This window comes from Enterococcus sp. AZ091, from assembly GCF_051714805.1.
In the GTDB taxonomy this organism is placed as follows: domain Bacteria; phylum Bacillota; class Bacilli; order Lactobacillales; family Enterococcaceae; genus Enterococcus_D; species Enterococcus_D gallinarum.
In genome coordinates this window covers 2,050,943-2,070,742 of the sequence record NZ_JBIOSO010000001.1, presented here as the reverse complement: position 1 = coordinate 2,070,742, position 19,800 = coordinate 2,050,943, and the positions used below count along the sequence as shown (strand labels likewise).

Sequence of the window (19,800 nt, the reverse complement as noted above, 5' to 3'; positions counted from 1 at the left end):
TCAACAGCACTATACACTTTAAAACTTTCTCACTTATTTGTCAACCTACTTGACACAAAAGTAAAACAAGTTACAATATAAACAAATACCTTTACAAGAATGGAGAAAGCATGTATCAAACCTTTCGTAAATTATTAGAAAATGACAATTTGCTGGTAGGGATCAGCGAGCTGAGCCAAATGTGTGAAGTCTCCCCGCGACAGTTACGCTACTGGGAACAAAAAGGATTGATCGAATCGGTCCCTCAAGAAGAGAATGCCCCACGTAAATATCGATTGCCTACGGTAATCAAAGTTGAATTGATCAAACGTTTCCTTGATGAAGGCTTTACATTAACAAAAGCGGTAGAAAAAGCAGAGGAAAAAATAAAAACTGCGCACCATATACGTAAAGTTTTTACAGGGGCACTCCAGAATTTGGAAGTAATCAATGATCGATTTACTATTATCAGCCTAGGACCCATCAAGGAATCAAACCAATTGCTGCACATTATCCATGATGATGAATCGAATCAGCTTGACTACGAATTATTATCGGAAAACCAGCCATTGGACATTGATAAATATCGTAATCTCTGAGAAAACAAACAATAGTTAAAAAAGGACTGCTGCACGCCCTTCGTCTTTCGGGAATGCAGCAATCCTTACTCTTGCCATTGCTCGTCATAGTACTTGATTTTGTTATCTAAACGATTCAAAGTCCCTTTTAGTTCCTCAAAACGTTGCCGCAAATTTTCTCATTCTTCGACTAGTAAATGTTTGCGGGCCTCTTTCGTTCTTTGGCTAAAAAATATCATGTATCAGTGCCACAGTTAGCGATTCGCTATTGCCTCCAATTAGATCTCCTTCCTTTACCGAAAACAGCATCCATTGAACATATGAAAAACAACGCCGATGTTGCTTTTACAATTTCAGAAGAAGATCTGACTCAATTAAAAGAAATCACTATGAATGATTATGGCTCTAATAATGAAATTCCTGTTTTCAAACGAGCCGCTACAAAATAATTGCAACTGAAGAGCGCTTTCCCAGTATCATTTCTGTCTCAGTGCAGAATCTGAATTCTGGGAAAGCTTTTTTGATGAGAAAAAGCCCTAAACTTGTTTTGTTTCTTGCTTGAAGTGTTCCTTTTGAGAATGAGCGGCGGTTTTCAGTAAAACGAGAAGGATCTTCACAGCCCTCGCAGTCATTGTCCATTTGACTGCTTCCGAGAGAAATCATTTACAAAAGCCATTTTTCCATGCTATAGTCCCTTTGAAGAAGTCAAAGGTAGAAGCCGCTTTGAATAGCTGACTTAATTGAAAAATTGACAAAATTGACAAAATCAACTTAGTAGCATTCGTAGCGCTAGCTACCAAATCGAGAAAAGGAGTCTGTATCCATGAACAAAACAGAATTTTTACAAGCAATATCTGGTGGCTTGATCGTTTCTTGTCAAGCTCTGCCAGGGGAACCCTTTTATACCGAAGAAGGTGGCGTGATCCCTCTTTTTGCGGTGGCAGCTCAAGAAGCAGGTGCGGTCGGAATTCGTGCCAACTCTGTACGAGACATCCAGCAAATCAAAGAAAAAGTGTCCTTGCCAATCATCGGTATCATAAAAAGAGACTACCTACCTGAAGAACCGTTCATCACTGCTACGATGCGCGAAGTAGATGAATTAGTTGCAACCGGTGTCGAAGTCATTGCGCTGGATTGTACTTTGCGAAAAAGGCACGATGGTCTAACCATCAATGCATTTATCAAAAAAATCAAAGAAAAGTATCCTGACCAGCTGCTGATGGCAGATATTGCGACTTTTGAAGAAGGCCGCAATGCTTACCAAGCTGGGGTCGATTTTGTTGGCACAACATTAGCGGGTTATACCAAAGACCGTGAGCCAACAGATGGACCCGACCTCGAACTGATCCAACAACTTGTCGCTGAACAGTTGCCCGTCATCGCTGAAGGAAGAATTCATTCTCCTGAACAAGCCAAACAAGTTCAGCGTCTAGGGGTTGCAGGTATCGTGGTAGGCGGTGCGATTACCCGCCCCAAAGAAATCGCGGCTCGTTTTATCGCAGAATTATCCAATTAGTTTCATAAAGAATCGCATACTTCTAGGGCTTCTAGCGAACAAGCCTCTGATGACTGAATAAGGGTACCATGATTTTAGATGCATCTGACACAGGTGCATCTTTTTTTGCAGGTATTCTATTCTTTGTACTATTTTTCCTCTGTTGAATTTGATTGCTGATAACCGGGAGCTTCCCTTGTGAGTCGAGTCACATTTTTTGTTGTCTTTTTTAGAATACTTTATACTGAAAGAAAGAGGAGAAAGTGAGTGAAGAAAATGACAAAAATCAATGCAGGTGTCGCCATGGTAAAAGTCTTTGAGGCTTGGGGGATCGATCACATTTATGGCATTCCCGGCGGTTCATTTAATTCCACAATGGATGCACTATACCAAGAACGCGAATCCGTTCGCTATATCCAAGTTCGCCATGAAGAAGCAGGTGCTCTCGCCGCCGCTGCCGATGCCAAACTAACTGGTAAAGTCGGAGCTGTCTTTGGTTCAGCAGGCCCTGGAGCTACCCACCTAATCAATGGATTGTATGATGCTCAAATGGATAATGTGCCCGTAGTAGCATTACTCGGTCAAGTGGCATCAAGTTCAATGAATTACAATGATTTCCAAGAAATGAATGAAAATCCGATGTTTGCGGATGTCAGCATCTACAATCGAACGGTCATGTCCCCTGAAAGTCTACCACACGTGGTAGATGAAGCTATCAAGGCTGCCTATAAATTTCGGGGCGTCGCTGTCGTGACGATTCCCGTTGATTTTGGCTTTAAAGAGATTGAAGCCCAAGAGATCGCCACAGCCAAAAACCATAAAACTGGGGTGATCCTACCTAATGAAGCAGACTTAAAAGCTGCCCTCCCCTATTTTGAACAAGCAAAAAAAACCGTTCTTTATATTGGACAAGGGGTATTCGGCGGATTTCCAGCGATCAAAGAATTTTCCGAGTTCTTTTCAATGCCAGTTGCGGCTTCTGTTTTAGCGAAAGGAATCGTTCCTGATATGTATAAGAATTTTCTTGGCTTTGCCGGAAGAGTTGCCACAAAACCTGCGAACGAAGCACTAGCCGAAGCGGATCTGATTGTCTTCGTGGGGAGCGATTTTCCATTTGGTCGTCGTTTCTTTAATCCGAAAGCCAGTTTTGTTCAAGTTGACATTGACTCCTCGAAATTTGGACGTCGGCACAACACAGATGTCTCGGTGTTAGGCGATGGGATCACTGCGTTGAATCAATGGGTCACCCTAGGAACCGAGCGACCAGCAGACCAATGGCTGGCAGCAAATCAAGAAAACATTGTTCGCTGGCATGCTTGGCGCCATCACTTTGACACCAATCAACAAGCTCCTCTTCGTCCAGAACCGATCTTCAAAGAAATTAACCGCATTGCCGAGCCGAATGCGATTTTCGTCAGTGATGTCGGAAATGTGACGATCAACAGTATTCGACATTTAGACATGACAGGAGAACAGCGTTTTACCACTTCTGGCTGGTTCGCTACGATGGGGAACGGTGTTCCAGGAGGAATTGCCGCCCAATTGAGTTTCCCCGATCGCCAAGTCTTTACATTGAGTGGGGATGGCGGTTTCGCCATGCAAATGCAGGATATTTTGACCCAAGTCAAATACCAATTACCAATCATCAATATCGTCTTCTCTAATGATTCTTTTGGATTTATTGAAGCAGAACAAGAGGATACCGAACAAAAGAAATTTGGAGTCTTTCTAGAAGGCGCAGACTTTGGGAAAGTTGGGGAAGCACTTGGTGCAAAAGGATATACCATCACTCGTTACGAAGACCTAACACCTGCTTTTGATGCAGCAAAAACCAGCAACGGCCCTGTAGTTATTGATATCAAGATCGAAAATGCTCGTCCACTTCCTGTAGAGGAATTGAAATTGGATCCAGAAAAATTTTCGGCAGCTGAAATCGCCGCCTTTAAAGAAAAATACCAAGTCCAAGAAATGCCTACTTTGAGAGAACTGCTTAAAGGTAATTAGCATAAAGTTATGCCCTAAAAAACAAAAAAGACCGAACAATCAATCAGACACTTCCAATGTTTTTCGCGGAAGTTGTCAGGCATTGTTTGGTCCTTCTTTTTTGTCTTTTAGATCACAAATCTGATTGGTTTGACTCCCTTTGCAAATCAATCAAGAAACAGTCTGGAAAAACGTTCGCAATTCTTGCTTTCTTGCAGCTGAAATCTGCGTTTTAGGAATTCCTTGTATTGCTCCCTCAATCCCATAGAGCATGTGTAGACAAGCCCCGGGATCCCGTTGGGTACGAATACGCATAAAAATGGTTTCTGCTGTTGCAGACTTCATTTTCTCCACCGAATCGATGCCAATCGCATGCAAGTGTTCGGCAAGAACGTTTCCTACATTCGGTATTTTTTGTAATTCTTCCATGATACTCCTCCTCTCAACGATGTTTCTGCAGTTTTATATTTATTGCACAAATCTTGTTTGATTGTTACCCTATATTCCTTCACAAATCTGCATTAATTTTGATGGGCAGAAAAAGGAATCTTCATCAGAAACAATAAGACTTTTTTCATTTTATCCCTCCTCTTTATTTTAGCCAATTGTCCCCTAAAATGTAACCCTACCGTTTACTTCTTTAGCAACATCGCGATTGTTTCACTCTCTTTCGTATAGCTTTCGCCACAAACGTTGCTATAAAGCTGATACTCTTTAAATCCAACCGCAGCCAGTTCGGCAGCCAATGAGTGCTCTGTAAAACAACTAGTCCACACATTGTAAGTTATCTGATCCTCTTGAGTGATCACCATTGTTTGATCTAGCCAAACAAAGTTGGGATATTTACTGGTCTTATTCAATGCAAGATAGGAGTTCTCGCTCCAAAAGCCAGCTCCTTCTGAGTAGTCCCATGATTGCTGCACTACAGTCTGATCATATTTCGTTGCACTAAAGACATCTAGCAAGAATTTTCCGCCAGGCTTCAACTAGCGATAAATGTTTGCTGCCAGCAGATGTCGATCGTTTGCAGATAATGCACCAAAGTCGCAATAGATCATCACGATCAAATCAAAAGTTTCTGTCAATTCCATCTCAAGGTAGTCTTGTTTTAGGTAGGAAATAGGCAACTGTTTTTTTCGTGCAGACTCTTTTGCATAGTCGATCGATCGCTTTGAGAAATCTACCCCTGTTACTTGATAGCCAGATTCAGCAAACAATTCTGAATAGAGCCCTGGTCCACACCCTAGATCAAGAAGGCTTGGATAATCTGCTGGTGGGACTTTTTGACAGATCCAGCTAGCAGATTTTTTGATAAAGGACCGATTTCGACTGGCCCCATCTATACTCGGATCCAAATGATTTTCTAGCATTTTCTGAGAAATATAGTCATCTGTCCAGAATGGAGTATCGGTTTGTTGATAGATTTTTGGCTGTTTAATGAAGTCTTTCATTTCGTTTCGCATTTTTCTGCTCCTTTGATTGATTATTTGTGTAACTGAATAGTTTTCTTTAGTCCTCCTTTTGCGTGATTACTATAAAAGAATAAAAAAAAGCGATGGTTGCCCATCGCTTCCGTGAAAAGAGAAGTTAGAGTAAGATAAAATCAATAGCTAGGCAACTTAAATAAACCTACAAAAGCGGTTATTTTTAGCCTGTTCAATTGATTTTATTTACTCTTTTCCAGTCATACCTATAGCACTGATTGTGTACTATCAGCTATGCCGAACTTCATCACCTGTTCATTCAATTATGACTATACTTTACCACATTAAAGCAGTTGCAGCAAACCCTTTCACGATTTTGCGTTCAACGTTACGAGCATATGCGATTAAGAAAATGGCCATACGTTTAAGTGATTTTTTTAAGTTTTTGATCGACGACTTGATAGACCTCATTAGCAACTTGATCAACAAATAATTGATCATGAGAAGTAAATATAACTGTTCCAAGATAATCCCTCATTAGTTTTTCCAGGGCTTCAATCGTAGGAAGATCAATAAAATTAGTTGGTTCATCCAAAATGAGAACATTTGCTGGTTTAACAAAAAGCAGCGCAATTTGAACTCGTGTCGCTTCTCCTCCGCTCAAATTTTTTACGGGCTTTAAAATTTCTGTTTGATAAAAACCAAGGTTATGCAAAATACTTCTGACAAATGATTCAGAATAATCGGTTTGTTTCATTAAATAAACAAGAATTGATTCCGATTCAGTCATTTTATAGGACAATTGTTGGTAACTAGCAAAAACTACCTTAGGAGATAAGACAATTCCTTTACCATCATTTAAAATATGATTCAATAAAGTCGTTTTTCCACAACCATTTGCACCTACAATCGCGATACGCTTTCCTAATCCAAATTGAAAATCACAATCATCAAACAAAACTCTCTGTTCATATTGAATTGAAACGTTGTCTCCTTTTATAGGATAAGGATTATGAATTTCTATGCCTTTTGGTGCTGGAAAAATAATTTGTCTCGGCTCAGTCAATGAATGATGCTCACCTAAATGATCCAAACGGCTTTTCATTGCCTTTGCTGTTTTATGAAGATTCTTTTGAATTGTATCCTTTTGTTTGGATGATGCCAATCGATCAGGACGACTATTTTTCTGCTGCATTTTTTTAGAAACTTTACTAATCTTTTCAGCTTGCTGAAGTTTACTTTCAAGCGCCGCTTCCAAGCGCTTCTTTTCTTTCAAGTGACTTTCAAGCGCATGTTTTTGATGCAGTAATTCCATTTCCTTTTGCTGTTTATACGCATCAAAGTTTCCGTGATATTCCCGTACACACCCCTGATCAATTTCCCAAATTTTCGTTGCTAATTGGTTCAAGAAAAACCGATCATGACTGACAAAAAGCAATGTACCATAGTAATGCCTCAACTCCTCAATAAGCAATGAAATACTTTTCTGATCCAGATGGGTGGTAGGTTCATCCAACAAAAGACCCATTTCATAGTTCGATAGTGTTCGAACCAATCGTGACTTTGCGGCTTCCCCACCGCTCCAGCTATCCATTGAATGTTTTGGTAACGAAAAGCGGCTCATGATTTCCCAGTCAACGGATGAAAAATCGTAAGAATCCTCGATCCCTCCAATTTGGGCAAAATAATTAAAGGTCGTGGTTGTCTGAATCGTGCCACTATCAGGCTGGATTTCTCCAGTAATTAATTTTAACAGTGTTGACTTTCCTTCACCATTTCTACCAATGATCCCGATTCGTTCTCCATGATAGGCGGATAACGCCTCAATTGACAAGACTTCTTTAGCGCCATATTGTTTTTTGATCTGTTTGAATTGGACTGTTAATGTTTCCATGAATGATCTCCCTCTCTCGTCTAGGAAAAAGGAAAACACAAAAAAGGCATAGCCTGGCGCTATCCCTTCATAAATAATTGGAAAAGTAGACACTCATCCCTTGAAATCGCGATCACCTAGACTTTTGAATAGTATTAAATTAACGATTCAAAAGATCGATCCACAATTTCATTGCCGCTGTCATGACTTTTCCTCCTTCAGTAAATGATTTCCTTAAGTATAGCAGATCCGAAAATACTTGTACAGAAAGGTTCGCATGAGTTCGCTGGAAGTCCCTTACACCAGTGTGTCCTATAATTTCAGCGGAAGATCTGTCATCCTGCGAGCTCATGGGATCGTCTGCTAATCAAATCATTCCTTCGTAATCACTTGATACATTTTCGCGATATCCTCGGCTGCCATCGTGACTTTAGATTTTTCGATCAATACATTCTTCCCTGTCATAATATAAGAAGGCAATAAGCGGATCTTTCCATAGTAGATTTCAGTCTGGCGTATTTTGTAAGTTGCAACGGAGGGAATCGCATTCTTTTTTTGCTGCTTTTTGGCGATTTGATTGAAGGCTTTTTTGGCGACATCCCCCATTAGCATAATCACTTCAATATTTGGAAATAACGACAACTCTTTTTCTAATAGCGGTAGATTTTCAGTGATAGTTTGTGTTTCAATTGTCGTCGTGTGTTTTGGCGTTTTGATCGCATTGGTCAAATAAATCCCTAAATCCAATAAGTCATGGGCAGAATCTACATAGATCCCAGCTTGTTGAAACAACGGCAACGTCGTAGAAAGATAAGCGCCATCTGTTGCCCCATAAAAATCATCTGTTGGATCTAGGGGAACGACTTCATTGATCAATACTGCTTTAATGGTTTTCGGATCGACTTCAATATCATTCAAAAAAATACTTTTTTCTGCTCCAGCCATCAATGCCTCTTTCACATTCATTTTCTCACTCCGTTCCTATTCTCTTTTCCTTAATCATACAAAAGGAAAGCGGCGAAGTCGAGGAGTACTTTGTGTTGAGAAAATCAGTCGGTACCCCTCTCTAAAAGAGACAAAAAACTGCGTAAGGAGGATTTCCTTACGCAGTTATACTCAATGAGTCGCGCTCATTTATTACTTATTGAAAATCTTTGGTCCTTTACGCATATTCTTGCGATCATTTTTTGGTGTGTCCATTTGTTTCGAACGGCCACCACCTTGTTTCTTTTTGATCAGTTCAAGCATTTTTTCTTTTTGGTTCACTATTTCCACCTCGTTTTCCCCAGACCCTCTCTTATCTGATAAAACAAATCACTTTGATAAAAGAATTTAGCATCCTGATTAAATCTACTTGGATTTTGACCGTTTGTCAATCGTTGATTGCACAATCTACTGAAATTCAGAAGGTTTGCACTGATTTATTGGCAGATGTGAGGTCCCCTTCGCGGGAAACAGATGGTAAAGCTGCTTTTGAATAAAAGTCTCTTTCTTTAAAGATCTGCTAACTGATCTTGGTCAAGCAGCCACACCGTTCGCTTATTGCGGCGGATCCATTGTTTCTCTTCAAAGCGTTTTAATTTTCTTGAAAGAGTTTCGGGTGTGGTTCCTAAAAACAACGCCAGCTCCTTCATTTTCATAGGCAGCACAACTTGATCTGATTCGGCAACTTTTGCTAGATCTAGTAGATAAGTTGCTAATCGTTCATCAACTTTTTCCATCATCAGAAAGCGTGCTTGCTGCTCGACTTTTAGCATTTTTTGCGCATTTATTTCTAATAATTTCAAACTTAGCTGGGGGTAATCCAGCAACAACTGCGTAAAATCTCGCTGTTTGAGAACACAAACTTCTGTTTTCTCCAACGCTTCTCCAAACAATAGTTCGTTTCGAACACCAAATAGTTGTTTCTCTCCCTCATAGCCACCGGGTTCAATGACACGCAGGACTTGCTCTTTGCCATTAGCGGAAAGCTGATAGACCTTCAAGCTTCCACGAGCAACGATCACTAACTGATCAGCACTGGTTGGGGTAAATATCAGTTCCCCTTTTTCCTTAATGTGATGTGTAACCAGCATGTGAATCACTCGTTGATCCGTTTCATCTAAATGATTGAACAATGGCACTAATGAAACACACATATGATCCTTTGCCATGGAAATCCTCTCCTATTCGCTACCAGTTTCCCCGTAAAATTGTCCTATCCAAGGAATCAATGGCCTTGCAATCACGCAGAAAATTCTTTAGAAAACTCAAAAACTCAGTCCTGCCGAACTTCTTTTATAGAATGTCTCAAACAGCAACAACAGCTGCGATTGCTCAACAGCCATGCATGTTAACACGCGACGTTTCTTTTTTAATGTACCACTTTTTTTGAGCATCGTACACCCACCAATTAGCACTAGTGTTGACATAAATTTCTGGAAGTTTACTACTTGATGCACCCATTCAAGGATTCCTTCTTCATCAATACTGTTGAGACTAAATCTCCTTGTTGAAGCCTACCCGACTGCTTTGAAATAAGCCATTAATCCCGTGATCGTCTATCGGCTAAATCTATACACGAAAAAATAATTAACGATAGTAATAGAAAAGATCCATTGTCCCTTTCCTATTAACTTCCTTCGGCTTCATTCCTTTGTTTCAAGTAATATCAAGCCAACTCTTTTAGTTGAATCCCTTCAACGACATAACCTAGCGTTTCGATCACTTGTTGGATTTCTTGCGGAGTGATGATTTCTGGTTGAAATTCTACTTTTACTTTACTGGCATTGAACAGAACATTCACTTTTGTTACACCAGACTGGCGACTCAACCCTTGTTCGATTTTTTGCATACAAGATGGACAAGTTAAGGTTTGTAATTGAATAATTGATTTCATGACTATTCCTCCTTTATTGATAGTCTTATTTTAATTCTTCTTGTGTCACTAATAATTGATTTGTATCAAGTTTTGACTTATTTGGTTTCGCCAGCAAGCGCATCGCGTTCAAGACAACAAGCAAAATACTTAACTCATGGAAAAACATCCCGCTGGCCATATAGATGAAGCCAAAGACCAAACCTACTAACAAGAATAAAACAGTTCCTAACGCAATCAGAATGTTTTCTTTCATCTTTCTGACGGTTCTTTTCGTTAGTTGATAGGCATAATTTAATTGCTCGATCCGTGATTGAATCAATACAATATCAGAGGTTTCGACTGCCACATCTGTCCCATTGCCCATCGCAATCCCAATATCAGCAAGTGCAATTGAAGGACTATCATTGATGCCATCTCCCACAAAAGCAACTATTTCCCCTTTTTTCTGTAAATGTCGAATAAAGTCCGCTTTTTCTTCAGGTAAAAGCTCACCATGAATCTCTGTTAACCCTAACGTGTGGCCAATCAAATTTGCGGTGTGTTGATGGTCTCCCGTCAGCATGATCAGCCGTTTTATGCCGCTTTTTCTCAGTGCATGAATCGTTTCTGATGCCCCTGAACGAATCGCATCTTTGATACCAAATAATTGAGTCAATTGCTGATCACACGCTACTAAAACGATTGAATGACCCTGTCCTCGTAATTCATCTTCCTGCCGTTGTACCTCCATCGATAGCTCGATCCCTTGTTCAATCATAAATTGTCTGTTACCGATCAACACATCATGGCCATTTGCAACCGCCTGTACACCGCGTCCCTTATGGATCTTCGTCTGCTCCACATGGACTGCTTCCCAACTTTCCCCGACAGTTCTTGCATACTGAAGAATCGCTTGACCTAATGGATGATCGGATTCTGCTTCTACGGCTGCCGTTAAGGCTAAATCGTCTTTATCGGTAAAAATCTTTGCGGCAGTCACACTTGGCTTGCCTTCAGTCAATGTCCCTGTTTTATCAAAAACAATCGTATCGACACAGCTGAAAGTAGCCATGACTTCGCTGCCTTTAATCAGTACTCCATTCTTGGCACCATTCCCGATCCCCGCAACATTGGCGACCGGAACACCGATAATAAGCGCTCCGGGGCATCCTAGCACCAGTAGCGTGATCGCTAGACGAATCTCTTTAGTAATCAAGCCTATGAGAACAGCCAGCACCAAAATCAGAGGTGTATAATAGGTGGCAAAACGGTCAATCAAACGTTCGGCAGCTGATTTGCTATCTTGTGCCTCTTCAACGAGTTCAATGATTTTACCAAATGTCGTCTCTTCTCCAACTTTTTGAGCTCGGATTTTTAATGTACCGTTTTCGAGAATCGTTCCTGCAAAAACCATTGCGCCTACTGCTTTTCTAACAAGTTCAGCTTCTCCCGTCACTGCTGCTTCTTTTAAGTAGCCCGATCCTTCAACAATCATGCCATCCACTGGCACTTTAGCACCTGCTTTCACCAGCAAGCGATCCCCCACTTTGACTTCTTCAATTGCTACTTCTGCCGTCTTTTCAACGGCGTCTTCATTCGCTGAGGGGATATATTTCCAGGCTTTTGCCGGCGACATATTGATGAGAGATTGAATTGCTGATCGCGTATGGGCTAACGTTTTTTGTTCAAGAACATGACCAAACAAAAAAAGAAAGGTCACAATAGCTGATTCATTGTATTCCCCAATAAAAAGGGCGCCCAGCACTGCCACAGTCACTAATAAGTCAATACTAAGGACTTTCACTTTTGCCGCTTGATAAGCTTGGATAGCAATGGGAAGACCACCAATAACAGAAGCAATAAACAAGCAACTCTCATAGAGTACCTGCTGCTGCAATAAATATTTCCCACCAAATGCAGTGACGATCAGACAACCGCTGATTATTGTCAGCAACACTTGGTTTGCTTGTATCTTTTTTTGGATCTTCAATGTCTCCACTCCTTTTTTGTTTGTAGGGATGATTCAGCGCTAGTTTAACGAAAAGGAGCGAAAAACAAATTGATTTGTATCAAGAAAAAAAAGCTGCAACATAAGTAGCAACTCGAGGATACTGAATGGCACGATACATCGTGCAAGCCAAAGAGACCTGCTGGATCCTAGTCCTTATTGGGGGGCCTCGGTTGAAAACATATGTTACACCTCTTAAAGGGTGAGTTAGAATGCTTGTAAATTAAAAGTGATCGTATCAGCTTTTTTCAAAAACAGCTCTTGGGCACCTTTATCACTCATTTCATTATTGACTGTATAGACCCAAAATACATTGTTCTTTTGATCTTGACTCATTCCATCGATCGAAGTGATAAAGCCATCTTTTTCTTCAATCGTAAAGTTTTCTTTCATTACTTTCAGTAGTGATTCATTTTCTTGAAAAGCAACTTCTTTTGAGGTGACTTCCTCACCTTTATTCGTGATAACAATCGTAGCTGTTAATTGTTTCTGATCAACAGAACGTTCTGTGCTTTCTGCACTTTGTGCATTTTGGGTATTTTCTGAAGATGTACGCGTATTTCCTTGACAGCCACTAGTGACAAATAATCCGCCTAACAACACGATTACGACTAACAATTTTTTCATTTATTTATTCCTTCCCGACATACGTCATTAAAATCTACTCTTTTATCCATCGAAAAACATACTAAATTTTTACTGAAACACAGGTATATCCCTTATCTCTTCAATCACTAATGATCTATTTTTACAAACCACATTTCAATTGAATTTTACAATTGGTACATGTACTACAACCGCCAATTTCTTCTATTGTTCCTTCATGACAGATGGGACAAATGTCACCAGAAATCACTGGTTCATTCGTTTGGGTGGTAAATTGATCTTCTGCTGGTTCTACTTGAGTGTTTATTTCATTGTCGATTGCTTCCAAAGTCAATACTTGTGAGTCACGGCTGCCATCCACGTATACAGTACCGCCTTTGGCACCACCATCGTAGAGATCCATATAGACTTTCGCCACCTGACTTACAGAATACCCTTTCGGTGCATTGACAGTTTTTGAAATCGAACTATCCACCCAGCGTTGAATCGCACATTGAACACCAACATGTTCTTCTGGGGACAGTTCCATTGCTGAAATGAAGAAGTCTGGCAGCTGATCTTTGGCTTGTTCCGGATGATTCGCAAGATATTCTTCAACGATTGCTGCATTGATCTCAATAAATTTGCCTAATCTGCCACTTCTAAAATAGGAGAAGGAGTAGTAAGGCTCTAATCCTGTTGACACACCGGTCATCGTTCCCGTCGATCCTGTTGGTGCGACAGTCAAAAGATGTGAGTTGCGAATCCCAAATTGCATCACCCCTTCACGAATATGGGCTGGCATTTTTTTCATATACCCTGTGTCAATAAACTTCTCTCGTAATGCTTGTGTCTCTTGATCATCTTTCCCAATCAAAAATGGAAAACTGCCCTTTTCTTTTGCTAAATCAATGGAGGCTTCATAGGCGGTGATAGCAATCGTCTCAAAAATCTGATCGACTAATTGATTGCCTTCTGCTGAACCATAAGTTTTCTCACAATAGATCAGTAGATCGGCTAAGCCCATGATGCCAAGTCCAACACGTCTTTCACCTTTCGCTTGGCGCTCATTTTTATCAAAGAAGTAAGGGGTCGCATCAATGACATTATCTTGAAAACGAACCGCGGTTTTAACCGTTTCTCTTAATTTAGCAAAATCAACTGTCCCCGTTTGATGATCGGCCATGTTTGCCAAATTGACTGCTGCTAGATTACATACAGCATAAGGTGTTAACGGCTGTTCACCACAAGGATTCGTCGCAACCACTTTTTGCCCATAGGCTGTAGCATTGGTCATTTTATTGGCATTATCGATAAAGAAGATACCGGGTTCAGCTGAGTACGTGGCACAAAAAGTGATCAAATTCCACAATTCACGAGCCCTGATCCTTTGATAGGTTTTTACTTTATGACCGACGGCTTCCCATTCTCGCACATCTCCGACTTCTGCCCACTTTGCATCGTATTCCGCCATTTCTTCTTCGGAATAATTATCGATATCTGGGAAACGCAGCGCATACCAATCGTCTTTCTTTACTGCATCCATGAATTCTTCTGTCAAACAAACAGAAATATTCGCTCCAGTCAGGAAGTCGCTGTTTTTAACCGTATAACTTCCTCCATGCCGTAGCTTTTCTTTTGCTGTCTTGATCATTTCATTTTGCTCGGTATCTGATGATTCTGGAAGCTGAGCAATATGGGTATACATTTTTTCTTCCATTTTTGACAAAGGATCAAAATGAAGTTTTTCATTGATTAACTGTTTGATGGTGTCATTTTTCAATGTTTTGTTTAACTGCAGCAATACTGCAGGATTCTGGATTTTAGAAATAATGAACGCCAAAATGTCTGGATGCCAGTCAGCCATCATGATCATCTGTGCGCCGCGACGACTTCCCCCTTGCTCGACCAGATTCGTCAAATTGGCTAAGTCATTCAACCAAGAGACGGCACCAGAGGATCGCCCGCTGACACCATGGACCACACAAGCTTTTGGCCGTAAGGTTGAACCATTAGTACCAACTCCTCCGCCCCGACTCATAATCTCCATCACTTCTTGTCTGTGTACAGCGATTCCTTTACGAGAGTCGTGAATGAAAGGCATCACAAAGCAATTGAAATAGGTAACTTGAGAATTAGTACCAGCGCCATAAAGGACTCGACCTGCCGGAATCAGATTTTGTTCGGCAATTTGCTGATAAAACTGCTCAAGAAACAACTCCTGCTCTAACTCTTTATCGGAAATCCCTCTAGCGACTCGGCGAGCGATTTGTTCGAAATAAAGTTCCAGTGGTTTTTCGATCTCATTTTTCCGTCGTTTAACAAGACCACTAACTTGTTCAGCAGTATTTTCTATAGCTGAGCGATACTCTTCTTCAACCTCTATGGAGACCATGTCGTCATCAATAGACTTTACCCATCCGATGCCTCGAGCAGGATATTGAGGATCTTCTTTTGTGGTTAAAATAACCAAATCACCCTTATCTAATGTTTGGTGGTTTTGATCCTTGAAAGAATAGCGATCGAGCATGATCAAGCGAGAAATTCCTTCAAATGTGTTCGTCATCTCAGTAGTGATTGCTGAGACTTCTGGGAACATATGAATGTCCTCGTTTAGCTTGTTTATCGTTTGTTTACTGTATTTCATTTTTTGTGCCACCTTCCCATACTCAACATATTGTGTCCGAAATTCATTATCACACTACATAATGTGTTTTTCAATCTTGAAATTTATTTTTTTTCATGTATAATGAGAATGATTATCAATTAGAAAGACGGCGATTTCGATGTTCCAGCCTCATAGCCATATATTTTCCGTTCAAAAAATTTCTTTATTAGCACTCCTTACTGCGTCTTGTATCGTTGGACGCTTATTTTTTGTCTGGATCCCCAACGTTCAGCCCATGAGTGCTATTTTATTTTTATTAGCCCTGGCAGGCAGTTTGTCTGATGCTTTGATCGTTGCTTTATTGAGTTTGCTTGGTACAAATATCTACTTAGGGATGGGGCCTTGGACGATCAGCCAATTTGTAGCACTGGCTGCTATGATTACTTTTTTTCATCTGGGAGGAAAAATATCTCTCATAAAGCAAAGCCGCTTAACCCAAGCACTTCTAGCGTTCATTTGTGGTATTCTATACGGTTTGATCGTTTCTATGATGGAAGTTTGGCTTTATCAGTTTCCTTCTTTTACAGCCTATTATCTTCAAGGCTTCGTATTTGATTTGTTTCATGCTAGCGGAAACTTCCTGTTTTATTTGATCTTATTCCCCGTATTTGAGCGAATGATGCCCGCATTAAATAAATGGAGAAAATAGAAAAGCATAATCTTTGCTCGAACCATCACCAAATTAGGAGCACTTACCAACTCTTTTGTCAAAGAAACGTGAAGCGGATTCGTCAAAAAAAAAATCTTTTTACCAAGTTAGCCTAGGCTTCTTAACAAGGTAAAAAGATTTTTATTGTTTGAAGAGAACTTTCTGATTCACTGTTCCTGTTTTATCCTATTTTTCTGTTGTGGGTAGTCAAGGCGATGCAACTGATAGAGTGCGTCTTCTTCCGTTTTGACTAACGAAAAATTCAGTTTTTCTAAAAGTTTTATCGAAGCTAGATTTCCAGGCGCTACCTCTGCTTTTACTGATTGAACACCTTGATCAAACAGCCACTGTATCGTCGCTTGAATCACTTCTGAGCCGTATCCTTTTTGAGACTCATGAGGATGGATCGTGTAACCGATCCAGAAAAAATCTGCTTCATTTTTTAAATAGATATCACCGATCAGCCGTTCATCTAAAGTGTGCACAACTGCTAAATTTTTGCCTTCAGAAAAACTTTTTGTATGCAGCAGTTCTTTGATATACGCAGCTTTTTCCATGTTTTTGAAACCTTGGTACTTCATCCACTCTAAATCATTTCTATAGGTCATAACTGTTGGGATATCTTCGATCCTAAAATCACGGATAAAACAACGTGGTGTGCAAAAATACATGATACCCCTCCTCATTGCATCTTGACCCTTATCTCAAGTAGAGAGTCAACTGACGTTTTGCTTATTGAAAATAGACTCGCTAGTTCCTTGATCTTGGGTGAACAAAAATTTTTTCGTAAGAAAGAACCTTGACTTTCTTTTGATTCATTTGAGCAATGGTTTCTTTAGTGGGCCGAAAACCTAACGATCGCCAAAATTTACCCGCTGGTTGATTATTCAATAAAACGGCCAAGGCTAGTTTCGTCATCCCTTCAGAAAGAAGAATTTCTTCTAATTTATGAACGATTGCTTTCCCGTGTCCTTGCCTCTTTTCATTGATCAGCAATAATCCAATATAAGCGGTTTGCTCTTCTGGATAGTCAACTAAGTAGTCAAGGATCGCCACCGGCTTTGTATCCTTTCTAACTAAAAAAAAGCGTTTATTTTCTTTCTTTACTGATTCAGGCTTATCTACCATATCTTGTTTTAATAACTGCAAGGAAGCCACATCATCCGTTAAAGAAAAATACGGCTGATTATTTAAATAGATGGAAACAGCTTCCTGTTCATTTGCGTCAGTCACTCTCTCAAAAGTAAACATTGGTCAACTCCTTTAAAACTTTTTCTTTTGTGATTGTCTCAAGTCATTTTCTTGTCTGTTCTATGCTTGATGTGCTGCAGTCTGCTGCGGTTGGCAGCCAGCAACGAAATACATTTCAATGGGATTTTTCCGTAACTTCTTTCTCTCTTTTTAGGATTGCTGTCAAATCTGCGAGATATTTCTCCTGTTGCTTCTTCAAATATCTTTTAGAAAATGGTTTCAAATAAAACTTCTTCAGCGTTACCTCTTCCGTAAAGATCATATCTGTCTGAGCACCTGATTTGGTGAATTTTCCTTGCCAACGCCCTCGCATATTTGTGTTTTCCATCGTAAATGAATACAACGTGAAAGGCTCTTTGTCGATAATCGTAAATGTTGTGGGATACCCGCTTTTTGTGTATTCGATAAACTGCCTTTCATTGATCACCTCAATTTTACTTAAATCACTTCGCCAGGAATAGTCCTGAAGATTGGTGACAATTTGCCAGATCTTTTGGATATCCTGATCAATACTGGCACGAATCGTTGCCTTGACCATAGAGTTCCTCCGTTATCGTTAATTTGTGTTGGTATCTGTCCAAGAAATGCTCATTCGTTCAACGTTCTTTTAAGAAGATTCTCATGGAACGCAGTCGCCGCTCCTTTCCATTCGTCCCTTCAATAAGTGAAGGGCTCAGACTATTTCTGTCAGGACAAATGGCTTCACATACGTTTCTACAAAGTCGACCCGATCAAGGACCGTAGGTTTGAAATACGCGGTTACAGCAATAACCAGTTTGTTTTTCGAATCAACGTAAATGACATTGCCGCTATTGCCAATTGCTGAATAGACATTCTGCTTTGGGTCTAGTATCCACCATAAATACCCATAGTGCATCTGCTGAAATTGGATTAGAGCTGGCTGCGTTGGTGTACTCATTTCTGCGATCCATTCAGCAGAGACAATTTGTTTTCCTTTGTGTCGGCCTTGGTTCAAGCAGAGTTCGCCAATTTTCGCCATATCGCTGGCTGACAAGCACAAACCATAACCAGCTGTACCAACACCCAATGGATCACAAAACCAAACCGGCTCCTTTGGCTCTTTTCCGATGGTGAACTGCTTGTGTTCTGCTGCTGTTTCGGCATGGTAATTGTAGTGTCGGCTGACACCGATCGGTTCAAATAAATAGCTGTTTGCAAAATCAACCGTGGTCATTTTTGTTGCTTGGCATAATAAACCAGTCAAAATATGCAGACAAACTGTTCGATAATCAAATTGATTCGTCAACCCTTTTCTTCCACCCAAAAAGTCTAAAGAAGCTTTCGTCCAATCTTGGCTAGTACAGACTTTTGTCCAAGGATCTCCTTTTCCTTTATAAGGTGCCTGCATGGTGAGTAAGTATTTGATGGTCACGTCATAGATCGTTTTTTCTCCTCGTTTCACGCTATAATCAGGAAAATAATCAAGGACTTTATCTTCAATACTATGAATTTTTCCCTGATCGATGGCGATTCCGATCAACAACGATACTACGCTTTTTGTCGCCGACATCACATGGCAAGCATCATTTCTCTGATAATGATTCCATTCATCTGAATAGACTTCTTCGTGGTTCTTGTATGCAACAATTTGACAAATATTTGGCTGGGTACTCGTAATCAACTCATGCAATTCTGCTTTTTTCATCATCATTCTCCTTTCAAGAATAAGCATAAATCCATTAAAAATGGATTACAAGGTTCCTTCTTCGGAGAATTAAAATTTTCAGAACAGTTTTGCATTCAATTGATTTCTTCCATGCTTTGAAAAAAGCGACACTCAAAGTCAGTTTATGACCAACAGAACCCAGTAATTAGAGAACACTACCTAAACCTTTCACAATGAGTTTAAGAGCGGAATCAGCCAATAATCGACAGGACTTTCTTTGATCACATGTCAACAATTTTTCTTACAGTATTGGCTGTTCGGATGGTCAGTTGATCCTTTACCTTTGGCTTTGCGGTCTTTGCCCACCAATTTGTTTTTTGATGTTCTTTGCGAATAAAGGACCAAAAGACAATGTCTTTATAAGGATACACTCTTTCAAAATCCGCTTTTGGTTCACCAATCTCAGTCAGTAAAACTTCAAAAGACAATGGCTTCATCATAAATATGACGTTGTCATAAATTTCTTTGTTCTCATCTCCCCACCATTCAGGAGCATTTGCTAATAATTCTTTTAGTTTGGCTTGTAAAACCACATGAATGGGAATGTCTAACTCAAAGCCGAGCTTGATCCTTGTTCTCATTTTATTGGCTAAAATCTGTGGGTCCTCTCTGTTACTGGAAAAGATAACATTGCCACTGTTTAGATAAGTGACAACATCTGTAAATTCGTCTTTCTTTAATTCTTCTTTTAATTCAGACATACTCAACTTATTTTTCCCGCCGACATTGATTCCCCTTAATAAAGCAACATATCGATCCATTCTTCTGACTCCTTTACCAG

21 protein-coding genes are annotated in these 19,800 nt (G+C 40.1%); 5 read left to right on the top strand and 16 right to left on the bottom strand.

Annotated elements, in window-relative coordinates:
* The first annotated feature begins 110 nt into the window (after nt 1-110).
* The 4 genes from IGJ28_RS10285 to spxB all read left to right on the top strand — a co-directional run bounded on the left by IGJ28_RS10285 (nt 111) and on the right by spxB (nt 4,056).
* Nucleotides 111-578 (top strand): MerR family transcriptional regulator, encoded by a 468-nt coding sequence (locus IGJ28_RS10285; protein ID WP_438845382.1) that lies wholly within the window; start codon nt 111-113, stop codon nt 576-578.
* A 200-nt stretch (nt 579-778) separates the two neighbouring features.
* Entirely contained in the window at nt 779-1,006 is a 228-nt protein-coding gene (locus tag IGJ28_RS10280; RefSeq protein WP_241547318.1) for an aldo/keto reductase, read from the top strand.
* A 374-nt stretch (nt 1,007-1,380) separates the two neighbouring features.
* Entirely contained in the window at nt 1,381-2,073 is a 693-nt protein-coding gene (locus IGJ28_RS10275; RefSeq protein WP_029486887.1) for an N-acetylmannosamine-6-phosphate 2-epimerase, read from the top strand.
* Nucleotides 2,074-2,328: 255 nt separating this feature from the next.
* Nucleotides 2,329-4,056: a pyruvate oxidase gene (gene spxB / locus IGJ28_RS10270; protein ID WP_438845434.1), complete on the top strand. Its 1,728-nt coding sequence runs from the start codon at nt 2,329-2,331 to the stop codon at nt 4,054-4,056.
* A 150-nt stretch (nt 4,057-4,206) separates the two neighbouring features.
* On the opposite strand, the gene IGJ28_RS10265 is transcribed toward spxB, so the two are convergent.
* The 11 genes from IGJ28_RS10265 to IGJ28_RS10215 form a co-directional block, all read right to left on the bottom strand.
* Entirely contained in the window at nt 4,207-4,464 is a 258-nt protein-coding gene (locus IGJ28_RS10265) for a TfoX/Sxy family DNA transformation protein (RefSeq protein WP_208775270.1), read from the bottom strand.
* A gap of 203 nt (nt 4,465-4,667) precedes the next feature.
* Entirely contained in the window at nt 4,668-5,000 is a 333-nt protein-coding gene (locus IGJ28_RS10260; RefSeq protein WP_252711882.1) for a hypothetical protein, read from the bottom strand.
* A gap of 21 nt (nt 5,001-5,021) precedes the next feature.
* Nucleotides 5,022-5,498, bottom strand: a complete 477-nt coding sequence (locus IGJ28_RS10255) for a class I SAM-dependent methyltransferase (RefSeq protein WP_252711881.1) — start codon at nt 5,496-5,498, stop codon at nt 5,022-5,024.
* A gap of 385 nt (nt 5,499-5,883) precedes the next feature.
* Nucleotides 5,884-7,353, bottom strand: coding sequence for a ribosomal protection-like ABC-F family protein (gene abc-f / locus IGJ28_RS10250; RefSeq protein ID WP_252711880.1), 1,470 nt, complete (start codon nt 7,351-7,353; stop codon nt 5,884-5,886).
* 351 nt (nt 7,354-7,704) lie between these two features.
* The gene (locus tag IGJ28_RS10245; RefSeq protein WP_103300073.1) at nt 7,705-8,298 is read right to left on the bottom strand and encodes a uracil-DNA glycosylase family protein; all 594 of its coding nucleotides are present in this window, start codon (nt 8,296-8,298) and stop codon (nt 7,705-7,707) included.
* Between the two features lie 171 nt (nt 8,299-8,469).
* Nucleotides 8,470-8,598: a hypothetical protein gene (locus tag IGJ28_RS10240; protein ID WP_257152403.1), complete on the bottom strand. Its 129-nt coding sequence runs from the start codon at nt 8,596-8,598 to the stop codon at nt 8,470-8,472.
* 227 nt (nt 8,599-8,825) lie between these two features.
* Nucleotides 8,826-9,485 carry a Crp/Fnr family transcriptional regulator gene (locus IGJ28_RS10235; RefSeq protein ID WP_103300072.1) on the bottom strand — a complete coding sequence of 220 codons (660 nt, stop codon included), beginning with the start codon at nt 9,483-9,485 and terminating at the stop codon, nt 8,826-8,828.
* 497 nt (nt 9,486-9,982) lie between these two features.
* On the bottom strand, nt 9,983-10,210 hold the full coding sequence (locus IGJ28_RS10230) for a heavy-metal-associated domain-containing protein (RefSeq protein ID WP_060814852.1): 228 nt from the start codon (nt 10,208-10,210) through the stop codon (nt 9,983-9,985).
* 25 nt (nt 10,211-10,235) lie between these two features.
* A complete protein-coding gene (locus tag IGJ28_RS10225) occupies nt 10,236-12,161 on the bottom strand; it encodes a heavy metal translocating P-type ATPase (protein ID WP_252711879.1) in 1,926 nt (641 codons plus the stop codon).
* A gap of 225 nt (nt 12,162-12,386) precedes the next feature.
* On the bottom strand, nt 12,387-12,806 hold the full coding sequence (locus IGJ28_RS10220) for a DUF4430 domain-containing protein (protein WP_252711878.1): 420 nt from the start codon (nt 12,804-12,806) through the stop codon (nt 12,387-12,389).
* 121 nt (nt 12,807-12,927) lie between these two features.
* Complete coding sequence (locus tag IGJ28_RS10215) at nt 12,928-15,411, bottom strand: vitamin B12-dependent ribonucleotide reductase (RefSeq protein WP_438845381.1); 2,484 nt, start codon at nt 15,409-15,411, stop codon at nt 12,928-12,930.
* Nucleotides 15,412-15,550: 139 nt separating this feature from the next.
* Here IGJ28_RS10215 and IGJ28_RS10210 point away from each other — a divergent pair, with 139 nt between their 5' ends.
* Nucleotides 15,551-16,081, top strand: a complete 531-nt coding sequence (locus IGJ28_RS10210; RefSeq protein WP_138371808.1) for a hypothetical protein — start codon at nt 15,551-15,553, stop codon at nt 16,079-16,081.
* Nucleotides 16,082-16,248: 167 nt separating this feature from the next.
* Here IGJ28_RS10210 and IGJ28_RS10205 read toward each other — a convergent pair whose 3' ends face one another.
* The 5 genes from IGJ28_RS10205 to IGJ28_RS10185 form a co-directional block, all read right to left on the bottom strand.
* On the bottom strand, nt 16,249-16,752 hold the full coding sequence (locus IGJ28_RS10205) for a GNAT family N-acetyltransferase (RefSeq protein ID WP_228073945.1): 504 nt from the start codon (nt 16,750-16,752) through the stop codon (nt 16,249-16,251).
* Between the two features lie 79 nt (nt 16,753-16,831).
* A complete protein-coding gene (locus IGJ28_RS10200) occupies nt 16,832-17,332 on the bottom strand; it encodes a GNAT family N-acetyltransferase (RefSeq protein ID WP_003127245.1) in 501 nt (166 codons plus the stop codon).
* Nucleotides 17,333-17,447: 115 nt separating this feature from the next.
* Nucleotides 17,448-17,870 carry an SRPBCC family protein gene (locus tag IGJ28_RS10195; protein ID WP_138371806.1) on the bottom strand — a complete coding sequence of 141 codons (423 nt, stop codon included), beginning with the start codon at nt 17,868-17,870 and terminating at the stop codon, nt 17,448-17,450.
* 135 nt (nt 17,871-18,005) lie between these two features.
* Nucleotides 18,006-18,998 carry a serine hydrolase domain-containing protein gene (locus IGJ28_RS10190; protein ID WP_252711876.1) on the bottom strand — a complete coding sequence of 331 codons (993 nt, stop codon included), beginning with the start codon at nt 18,996-18,998 and terminating at the stop codon, nt 18,006-18,008.
* A 242-nt stretch (nt 18,999-19,240) separates the two neighbouring features.
* The gene (locus IGJ28_RS10185; protein WP_060814858.1) at nt 19,241-19,780 is read right to left on the bottom strand and encodes a DUF1697 domain-containing protein; all 540 of its coding nucleotides are present in this window, start codon (nt 19,778-19,780) and stop codon (nt 19,241-19,243) included.
* Nucleotides 19,781-19,800 lie beyond the last annotated feature (20 nt).

What these genes read in the sequence shown, in the direction of transcription:
- IGJ28_RS10285 (WP_438845382.1), top strand. Translation starts at nt 111, where the DNA reads ATGTATCAAACCTTTCGTAAATTATTAGAAAATGACAATTTGCTGGTA.
- IGJ28_RS10275 (WP_029486887.1), top strand. Translation starts at nt 1,381, where the DNA reads ATGAACAAAACAGAATTTTTACAAGCAATATCTGGTGGCTTGATCGTT.
- spxB (WP_438845434.1), top strand. Translation starts at nt 2,329, where the DNA reads ATGACAAAAATCAATGCAGGTGTCGCCATGGTAAAAGTCTTTGAGGCT.
- IGJ28_RS10265 (WP_208775270.1), bottom strand. Translation starts at nt 4,464, where the DNA reads ATGGAAGAATTACAAAAAATACCGAATGTAGGAAACGTTCTTGCCGAA.
- IGJ28_RS10255 (WP_252711881.1), bottom strand. Translation starts at nt 5,498, where the DNA reads ATGCGAAACGAAATGAAAGACTTCATTAAACAGCCAAAAATCTATCAA.
- abc-f (WP_252711880.1), bottom strand. Translation starts at nt 7,353, where the DNA reads ATGGAAACATTAACAGTCCAATTCAAACAGATCAAAAAACAATATGGC.
- IGJ28_RS10245 (WP_103300073.1), bottom strand. Translation starts at nt 8,298, where the DNA reads ATGAATGTGAAAGAGGCATTGATGGCTGGAGCAGAAAAAAGTATTTTT.
- IGJ28_RS10235 (WP_103300072.1), bottom strand. Translation starts at nt 9,485, where the DNA reads ATGGCAAAGGATCATATGTGTGTTTCATTAGTGCCATTGTTCAATCAT.
- IGJ28_RS10230 (WP_060814852.1), bottom strand. Translation starts at nt 10,210, where the DNA reads ATGAAATCAATTATTCAATTACAAACCTTAACTTGTCCATCTTGTATG.
- IGJ28_RS10220 (WP_252711878.1), bottom strand. Translation starts at nt 12,806, where the DNA reads ATGAAAAAATTGTTAGTCGTAATCGTGTTGTTAGGCGGATTATTTGTC.
- IGJ28_RS10215 (WP_438845381.1), bottom strand. Translation starts at nt 15,411, where the DNA reads ATGAAATACAGTAAACAAACGATAAACAAGCTAAACGAGGACATTCAT.
- IGJ28_RS10210 (WP_138371808.1), top strand. Translation starts at nt 15,551, where the DNA reads ATGTTCCAGCCTCATAGCCATATATTTTCCGTTCAAAAAATTTCTTTA.
- IGJ28_RS10205 (WP_228073945.1), bottom strand. Translation starts at nt 16,752, where the DNA reads ATGTATTTTTGCACACCACGTTGTTTTATCCGTGATTTTAGGATCGAA.
- IGJ28_RS10200 (WP_003127245.1), bottom strand. Translation starts at nt 17,332, where the DNA reads ATGTTTACTTTTGAGAGAGTGACTGACGCAAATGAACAGGAAGCTGTT.
- IGJ28_RS10195 (WP_138371806.1), bottom strand. Translation starts at nt 17,870, where the DNA reads ATGGTCAAGGCAACGATTCGTGCCAGTATTGATCAGGATATCCAAAAG.
- IGJ28_RS10190 (WP_252711876.1), bottom strand. Translation starts at nt 18,998, where the DNA reads ATGAAAAAAGCAGAATTGCATGAGTTGATTACGAGTACCCAGCCAAAT.
- IGJ28_RS10185 (WP_060814858.1), bottom strand. Translation starts at nt 19,780, where the DNA reads ATGGATCGATATGTTGCTTTATTAAGGGGAATCAATGTCGGCGGGAAA.